We start from the raw sequence: 8,920 nt of genomic DNA, 5'->3' as shown, positions 1-8,920 counted from the left end.
CACCCCCCACCTCCCCCAGCCCACCGGAGACCTGCCGAGCCTGCCCACCTACCCCTTCCAACACCGCCCCTACTGGCTGCGCGCCGACCCCGCCAAGGAGACCGGCGCCCGCCCCGGCGACGCCGAGCTGTGGGACGCGCTGGAGCGCGAGGACCTGGACGGCGTGCTGTCCGCGATGGGTGTGCGGGACGCCGACGTCACGGCGTGGAAGACCGTCCTGCCCGCACTCGTCACCTGGCGCCGTCAGAGCGGCTGGGGCCACCGCCTCGGCTGGGAGGCCCTGGCAGACACCACGCCGCCCCCGCTGGACGGCGTCTGGGTCGTCCTCGTCCCCGAGGGCGGCGAGGAGCAGCCGGCCGTACGGACCGTGCTGGAGGCACTGGACGAGGGCGGAGCCGACGCCGAAGTCGTCACCGTCGAGCGGGACGTGGCACGTACGACGTTCGCCGGCCGGCTGCGCGCCGCCCTCGGTGCCTGCGGTACCCGGCTCGCCGGTGTGCTGTCGCTGCTGGCGGTCGCCGACCCGGCGGGGCCGGGCCCGGACGGGCTGGAGCTGTCCGCCGCGCTGCTGCACGCGCTGGACGACGCGGCCGCGCAGACGCCCGTGTGGTTCGTGACCGCGGGCGGCGCGGCGACCGGCGGGCAGGAAGACCCGCTCGCCGACCCCGCGCAGGCCGGTATCCGGGGGCTGGTCCAGGCGTTCGCCGTCGAACACCCCGAGCGCTGGGGCGGCCTGGCGGACCTGCCCGCGGGCGGAGCCGGCGACCGGGGCGTGCGCGACCGGCTCCGGGCGGCGCTGGCCGGGCGCACGGACCGGGCGGGCACGCGCGAGGACCAGGTCGCCATCCGGCCCGGGGCGCTCTTCGCCCGCCGGCTGCGGCCCGCGGACCTCGCCGCCGCCACCGAACCGTGGCCGCGCGCCACGGACGGCACGGTGCTGGTGACCGGGGCGGACGGCCCGCTGGGCGGGGAGATCGCCGTGCAGCTCGTACGCGAGGGCGTACGGCACCTGCTGCTGGCCACCGGCCCCGGAGCGGAGGAGGAGACCGCCGCGCTCGTCACGCAGCTGCGCGAGGGGGGCGCGGAGCCCGTCGCCGCCGCCGTCGACCTCTGCGACCGCGACGCCGTCGCCGCGCTCGTCCGCTCCGTCGCGCCCGAGCACCCGTTGAGCGCCGTCGTGCATGTGGGCGCCCGGCTCGACGACTCCGCCGTCGGCGCCGTGGACGCCGAGGACATCGGCCGGCTGCTCGACCCGGCCGCGCGGTCCCTCGCCAACCTCTGCGAGCTGACCCGCGACCGGGGGCTGGCGTCGTTCGTCCACTGCTCCGCCGCGGTCGGCGCCCTCGGCGCGGCCGGTTTCGGCGCCCAGGGGGCGGTGCACGCCCACCTGGAGGCGCTGGCGCAGACGTACCGGGAGCGCGGACTGCCCGTCACCTCGGTCGTCTGCGGCCCGTCGCAGGATCCGGAGGCCGCCGACACCGCGGCCGGAAAGCACCTGCGCTACCAGGGGATCCGCCCCATGGCGCCGCGGCCCGCGGCCCGGCTGCTCGTACGTGCGCTCGCCGGCGGCCCGGCCGCACCCGTACTGGTCGACGTCGACTGGGACCGCTACGTCAGGCAGTCCGACGGAAGTGCCGCCGGCTCCCTGCTGCGCGAGATTCCCGACGCGGGCGGCACCCGAGCGGCGGAGACCGGCGACGGGGAGTCCGGCGACGACGCCGGGCACCTCGGCGAGGCCGCGGCGCGGCTGCGCCACCGGCTGGACACCGCCACCGCGGCGGAGCGCGCGGAGCTGCTGCTGCAGCTGCTGCGGGACGCCGCCGCCGAGGTCCTCGGGCACGCCGGCACCGGGGAGATCCCCGCCGACGCCCAGTTCACCGAGCTGGGGTTCTCCTCCTTCACGGCCCTCGAACTGTGCAACCGGGTCGCGGCCGTGTCGGGGCTGGAGATCCCGCCCATGGCCATCTTCGACAACCCCACGCCGCAGGCGCTGGCGGGCTATCTGATGACCACGTTCGAGGGGGAGACCTCCCCCGCACCAGCGGCCGGCGCCGCGGCCCGGTGAAGCGCCGCGCGCCGACCCGGGCGAAGCGCCCTGTCCCGACGTACGTCTGTACCTTCCAAAGGAGCCTTTATGAGTGAGCCGGTCGTCGTCGTGGGCGCCGGGCCCGCCGGTCTGATGCTTGCCTCTGAGCTGGCGATGCGCGACGTGCCCGCGGTCCTTGTGGACGTCCACCCCACGCAGCGCGCCGAGGCTCCGGCCATGGCGATCAACGCGGGCACGCTGGAGATGCTGGACCAGCGCGGCCTGGCCGCCGGGCTGCGGGAAGGCACGGTCACCTTCCCCGAGGTGCGGTTCGCCGACCTGCGCCTGGCCTTCGAGAAGGTGCAGGGGCCCCGCGAGCCCACCCACATGGTGCTGCAGTCCCGGCTGGAGAAGGTGCTGATCGACCGGGCCGTCGAGCTGGGCGTCGACCTGCGCTGGGCCACCCGCCTCACCGGCTTCGAGGAGGCCGCGGACGGGTCCGGCGTCACCGTGACGCTCGACTCCGACGCCGGCGAGGAGCGGCTGCGCTGCCGCTATCTGGTCGGTTGCGACGGGCGCGAGAGCGTCGTCCGCAAGCAGGCCGGGATCGACTACGTCGGCGACGACTGGGTGATCGTACGCGGCATCGTCGGCGACGTCGCGATCAACCGCGAGGACGTGGCACCCGAGCAGTACGGGCTGTCCTACACCGACAACGGCGACCAGTTCCTCGGCGCCCCCCTGAGCCCCGACGTGATGCGGGTGTTCAGCGCAGAGTTCTCCACCGAGCCGCCGGAGTTCGAGGACGGCCCGGCGACGCTGGAGCAGCTCGGCGACGCCGTCCGGCGGCTGACCGGCAAGGAGCTGAAGGCCACCGAGGCGCACTGGCTGCAGCACTACTCGATCGTCACCCGCAACGCGGAGCAGTACCGCAAGGGCCGCGTCTTCATCGCCGGCGACGCCGCGCACGTGCACTACCCGTACAACGGGCAGGGCCTCGGCACCGCCATCGGCGACGCGGTGAACCTCGGCTGGAAGATCGCCGCCGAGGTCCACGGCTGGGCGCCCGCGGACCTGCTCGACTCGTACCACGAGGAGCGCCACCTGGCGGGCCGGCTCGCCTGCATGAACATCCAGGCGCAGCTCGCCCTCCTCTACCCGCGCCCGCTGGCCCGCTACATGCGGGAGATGATGGGCGAATTCCTGAAGTTCGACGACGTGAACGTCTTCCTCGCCGAGATCGTCACCAACCTCGGCCCCGCCGTGCCCATCGCCTACGAGGGCGCACCGGAGCCCGCCGAGGGGGACCGGCTGCTGGGCCGGCGGCTGCCGCGGGTGCGGATCAAGACCGCGGACGGCGACATGGGCGTCGCGGAGACCCTGCAGTCCGGCCGCGGTGTCCTGCTGGACCTGACCGGTGACGCCTCCGCGCCGGAGGAGGCCGGCTGGGCCGACCGGGTCGACGTGATCCGCGCCCAGCCCGTACCCGAGCTGCCCGGCGCCCTGCTCCTGCGCCCCGACGGCTGCGTCGCCTGGCACGACGGCGCCGGCTGGGGCCGGGACGAACTGCGCACCGCGCTGCGCACCTGGTTCGGCGCCCCGACCGGCTGACGAGCCGGTCGGGTGCGCCTCCTCCCGGAGACCGCGGCGGAAGCAGTTGCCGGCGCGCTCTCCGGGCGGTGGCGCCGCTGCCGCCGCGGTCGGCGTGAGCACCGGCCAAGGGCGGCTTTAGGCCATCGGAACAGCATGGCCGCCTCGGCGCCGGTGCCCGCTCTGCTGAGCGGTGCCCGGCGCTTTCGCCAAGCAGTACCACCACCAGAAGGGAAAGCAGTGCGCCCGACAGAGTTCCCCTCCCGGCTGACCGCCGCCGGGGCCGCGGCGATCGCGCTCACCGTGCCGATCGGCGCGACCCAGGCCCACGCCGCCGACGGCCACAAGGCCGAGTGCCTGTCCGTCTCGTTCATCGAGCAGCTGGTCACGACCGAGACGAAGGACGCGGCTCCGGCCGGCCCCAGCGTCGGCGACGTCGTGATCACCGAGGACGCGGTGCTGGACGACCAGCGCAACCGCATCGGCACCAACGACATCAAGGGCATCATCATCAAGAAGGACGCCGAGACGGGCGAGCTGTTCTCGTTCTCGGCCTCCGAGTACACCCTCGACGACGGCACCATCCACGTCGCGGGCCTGGTCAACCTGACCGCGCTGGCCTCCGGCAAGGAGCAGAAGCTCCCCGCCTACGGCACCGGCGGCCGCTACGCCGGCAAGGTCGGCGAGCTGTCGTGGACCCTCGTCAGCGAGACCGAATCGGTCAACTCCATTGCGCTCTGCGACTGACGTCGCGGACCGCAGCCGAACGACGGGCTGAGACCGGCGGGCACCGCCCGCCGGTCGATCCTGCCCGCCCCCGACCAGCAGAGCGCGGGAAGTGCGATGATCCTCGAACCTCAGGTGTGGACCGCCGCGCCGGCGGACAGCTCCGGCAACTGGGCCACCGACCTCATGGAGAGCCTCGGCTCGCCCGGGGTCGCGATCGCCACCGGCCTGGAAAGCCTCTTCCCCACCGTGCCCAGCGAGCTGGTGCTGCTGCTCGGCGGCTACACGGCCCGCCTCGGCGACCTCAACTTCTTCGCGCTCGTGTGCTGGAGCACCCTCGGGTCCGTGGTCGGCTCCGTCCTCCACTACTACGTCGGCGCGCTCCTCGGCAGACGCCGCACCCGCGCCATCTTCATACGCTTCCCCCTGGTCCAGGAGTCCGACCTCGACCGCGCCGAGGGGTGGTTCGGCCGCTACGGCGCCAAGGCCGTGCTCGTCGGCCGGCTGATCCCCATCGTGCGCAGCTACGTCTCGCTCCCCGCCGGCATCGAGCGCATGCCGATGCCGCTGTTCGCGGCGTACACGGCGATCGGCTCGCTGCTGTGGAACCTCGCCCTCCTCACCGCCGGCTACGCGGTCGGCAGCAGCCACGACACCGTGGAGCAGTACGCCAACGGGTTCACCGCCGTCGTCGGCGGCATCCTCCTCGTGCTCGTCGTCCGGTTCGTCGTCGTCCGGCTGCGGGCCCGGCGCAGGGAGCGGCGCGAGGCTCCGGCCGAGTCGGCGTGACCTTCGGCTGAGGCACTCAGCCCACGGTTAGGCCCTCTTTAGCCCGGCCGCCCAGCATGAGCCAGTACCGCGCCCGGCACCGCTTCCGCGCGCCCGCCGGGCCCCGACGGATCGGAGTGTGGACAGTGTCGGAACCGGCGGCCCAGGCCCTCGCGCGACCGGAAGGCCCGGCACCCATCGCCGTGGTGGGGACGGCCTGCCGCCTCCCGCAGGCCGGCACACCCGAGGCGTTCTGGGAGCTGCTGCGCGACGGCCGCGACGCCGTCACCGGGGTCCCCGACGGCCGCCCGGACCTCCACGCGCCGGGCGAGGCGCCGGACAGGGCCCGCAGCGGCGCGTTCCTCGACCACGTCGACCTCTTCGACCCCGCCTTCTTCGGCATCGGCCCGCGCGAGGCCGCCGCCATGGACCCGCAGCAGCGCCTCGTGCTGGAGCTGGCATGGGAGGCCCTGGAACGCACCGGCCTCGTGCCCGCGTCGCTCGCCGGCACCCGCACCGGGGTCTTCGTCGGCGCCATGGCCGACGACTACGCCCGGCTCACCCAGCAGCTCGGCCCCGCGGCCGTCGGCCAGCACACCGCGACCGGCCTGCACCGCGGTATCATCGCCAACCGCGTCTCGTACCTCCTCGGCCTCACCGGCCCCAGCATGTCCGTCGACACCGGGCAGTCCTCCTCCCTCACGGCCGTGCACCTCGCCTGCGAAAGCCTGCAGCGCGGAGAGGCGGACCTCGCGCTCGCCGGCGGCGTGAGCCTCAACGTCACCGCCGACGGCTACGAGATCACCGAGGCGTTCGGCGCACTGTCGCCCGACGGCCGCTGCCACACCTTCGACGCGCGCGCCAACGGCTACGTACGCGGCGAAGGCGGCGGCCTCGTCCTGCTCAAGCGGCTCTCCGACGCCCTCGACGACGGCGACCGGGTACTCGGCGTCATCCTCGGCAGCGCCGTCAACAACGACGGCGCCACGGACACCCTCACCACCCCGGGCGCCCGGGGCCAGACCGACCTGCTGCGCCTGGCCTGCGACCGCGCCGGCGTCGCCCCCGGGGACATCCAGTACGTCGAACTGCACGGCACCGGCACCCGGCTCGGCGACCCTGTCGAGGCGACGGCGCTCGGCGAGGCCCTGGGCACCGGCCGCGGCGCCGCGCACCCGCTGCGCGTCGGCTCCGCCAAGACCAACGTCGGCCACCTGGAGGGCGCGGCCGGCATCACCGGCCTGATCAAGACGCTGCTGAGCCTGCACCACCGGGAGCTGCCCCGCAGCCTCCACTTCCGCTCCGCCAACCCCGCGATCCCGCTCGCCGACCTCGGGCTGCGGGTACAGGAGGAACACGGCCCCTGGCCGGACGCCGGCCGGCGGCTGATCGCCGGCGTCAGCTCGTTCGGGATGGGCGGGGCGAACGCGCACGTGGTGGTGGCGGAGCCGCCGTCACGCAGCGCGGACGAAGCAGTTGAAGCAGACGAAGCGGAAGAGGGCGGTCGCGCGGCCGCCGCCGGGGCCGGCAGCACGGCGCCCGTCGCCGGCACCGGCGCGCTGCCCTTCCTCCTCTCCGCTCGCAGCGCCGCCGCCCTGCGGGCCCAGGCGCGCCGGCTGCACGACCACCTGACCGCGCGAGGCGACGTCGCCACTCCCGTCGACGTCGCCCGCGCCCTCGCCACCACCCGCTCGGCCTTCGAGTACCGCGCCGCCGTCCTCCCCGCCCTCACCCCCGCGCAGGCGACGGCCCCGGCCGCCGAGGGGACCCCCGACGCCCTGCTCGCCGGCCTGACGGCCCTCGCCGACGACATCCCCGCCTCCGGCATCCTGCGCGGGACCGTCCGTGACGGCCGCGTCGCGTACCTCTTCGCCGGCCAGGGCAGCCAGCGCGGGGGCATGGGCCGCGAACTGCACGCTACGTGGCCGGTGTTCCGCGCTGCGTTCGACGAGCTGTGCACCGCGCTCGACACCGCGCTCGCGCCGTACGCCGACCGGCCCCTGCGCGACGTGATGTTCGCCGACGACGACCCGGAGCTGCACCGCACGGTCTACGCGCAGCCGGCGCTCTTCGCCTTCGAGGTCGCCCTCTTCCGGCTGCTGGAGAGCTGGGGGATGCGCCCGGACGTGGTGGCCGGCCACTCCATCGGCGAACTCGCCGCCGCCCACGTCGCCGGCGTGCTCACGCTGCCCGACGCCTGCCGCCTGGTCGCGGCCCGCGGCGGGCTCATGCAGGCGCTGCCGGAGGGCGGGGCGATGCTGTCCGTCCGCGCGCCGGCCGCCGAGGTCGAGCCGCTGCTCACCGGGCCCGACGCCCTCTCCGGGCTGGACATCGCGGCCGTCAACGGCCCCGCGGCCACCGTCGTGTCCGGAGACGCCGAAGCCGTCGACCGCCTGGCCGCGGTCGGCGCGGAGCGGGGCTGGAAGGCGCGCAGGCTGCGGGTGAGCCACGCCTTCCATTCCGCGCACATGGACGGCATGCTCGCCGACTTCGCCGCCGTCGCCGCCGAACTCGACTTCCGGCCGCCGCGCATCCCCCTCGTGTCCAACCTCGACGGCCAGGAGGTCGGCGCCGAGGAGGTCTGCGACCCCGGCTACTGGGTCCGGCACGTCCGCCGGACCGTCCGCTTCCACGAAGGCGTGCGCTGGCTGGGCGCGGCCGGCGTCACCACGCTCGTCGAGATCGGGCCGGACGGGGTCCTGTCCGCCATGGCCAAGGACTGCTTGCCGGACGCGGTGACCGTACCGCTGCGCCGCGGCGGCACGCCCGAGGCACGTGAGGTGCTGACGGCGGTCGTACGGGCCCACCTGCACGGCGTGGCCGTCGACTGGTCCGCCGTGTTCCAGGGCACGGGCACCGGGCATGTCGACTTGCCGACGTACGCGTTCCAGCGCGAGCGCCACTGGCTGACGGGAGAGCGGCAGGCGCCGGCGGTGCGCCCGGCCGACGGTCCCGACCGGGCGCGTACGGAGGCACCGGTCCCTTCCGCTCCGACGACTCCCGCCACCGCTGCGAACGCTGGCACCGGCCCGGCGGAGACCCTGGCGCTCGTCGTGGGCGAGGCCGCCGGCGTCCTCGGGTACGCCGACGCGTCGGCCGTCGAAGTGCGGCGCGCCTTCCGCGACCTGGGCTTCGACTCGATCTCCGCCGTCACCCTCCGGGACCGTCTCGCCGACACCACCGGCCTCGACCTGCCCAGCTCCGTCCTCTTCGACCACCCCACCCCCGAGCGCCTCGCCGCCCACCTGCACGCCCGCCTCACCGGCGCCGACGACGGCGTCGTGACCACCGCCGCCGCCGTGGATGCGGAGGATCCGGTGGTGGTTGTGGGAATGGCGTGCCGTTATCCGGGTGGTGTGTCGTCGCCGGAGGAGTTGTGGGACCTGGTGTGGTCAGGGCGCGAGGGGGTCTCGGAGTTCCCGACTGACCGGGGTTGGGCTGCTGATCTGTTCGATGCGGATCCGGGTGTGTCGGGGAAGTCGTATGCGCGTCATGGTGGGTTTTTGCATGATGCGGGGGATTTCGACGCGGAGTTTTTTGGTGTGTCGCCGCGTGAGGCGTTGGCGATGGATCCGCAGCAGCGGCTTGTGCTGGAGGCGTCGTGGGAGGCGTGCGAGCGTGCGGGTGTCGATCCCGACAGCCTGCGCGGCAGCCGCACCGGCGTCTACATCGGCGCCACCGCGCAGGAGTACGGGCCCCGGCTCGCGGACGGCCACGACGGCTACGACGGGCACCTGCTCACCGGCACCACGGTGAGCGTGCTGTCGGGGCGGGTGGCGTACGCGTTCGGTCTTGAGGGCCCGGCGGTGA

The 8,920-nt window shown here is 74.8% G+C and carries 5 protein-coding genes; all 5 read left to right on the top strand.

Annotation, left to right across the window (positions count from 1 at the left end):
• Positions 1–2,065, top strand: a 2,065-nt coding sequence (locus ABD317_RS29335; RefSeq protein ID WP_344293637.1) for an SDR family NAD(P)-dependent oxidoreductase, incomplete at its 5' end; no start/stop codon positions are given.
• Positions 2,066–2,134: 69 nt separating this feature from the next.
• Positions 2,135–3,637: an FAD-dependent monooxygenase gene (locus tag ABD317_RS29330; RefSeq protein WP_344293635.1), complete on the top strand. Its 1,503-nt coding sequence runs from the start codon at positions 2,135–2,137 to the stop codon at positions 3,635–3,637.
• 219 nt (positions 3,638–3,856) lie between these two features.
• On the top strand, positions 3,857–4,363 hold the full coding sequence (locus ABD317_RS29325) for an allene oxide cyclase barrel-like domain-containing protein (RefSeq protein ID WP_027756886.1): 507 nt from the start codon (positions 3,857–3,859) through the stop codon (positions 4,361–4,363).
• A 96-nt stretch (positions 4,364–4,459) separates the two neighbouring features.
• Positions 4,460–5,131 (top strand): DedA family protein, encoded by a 672-nt coding sequence (locus ABD317_RS29320; RefSeq protein ID WP_344293633.1) that lies wholly within the window; start codon positions 4,460–4,462, stop codon positions 5,129–5,131.
• Between the two features lie 125 nt (positions 5,132–5,256).
• The coding region (locus ABD317_RS29315; RefSeq protein ID WP_344293631.1) for a type I polyketide synthase at positions 5,257–8,920 on the top strand (3,664 nt) is incomplete at its 3' end.

Source organism: Streptomyces synnematoformans (genome assembly GCF_039531005.1).
Lineage (GTDB): Bacteria > Actinomycetota > Actinomycetes > Streptomycetales > Streptomycetaceae > Streptomyces > Streptomyces synnematoformans.
The sequence above is the reverse complement of the archived record's forward strand: the minus strand, read 5'-3'. Positions and strand labels throughout refer to the sequence as shown.

Bases quoted from the DNA above. Each gene is read 5' to 3' on its own strand.
- ABD317_RS29320 (WP_344293633.1), top strand. From the start codon at position 4,460: ATGATCCTCGAACCTCAGGTGTGGACCGCCGCGCCGGCGGACAGCTCC.
- ABD317_RS29330 (WP_344293635.1), top strand. From the start codon at position 2,135: ATGAGTGAGCCGGTCGTCGTCGTGGGCGCCGGGCCCGCCGGTCTGATG.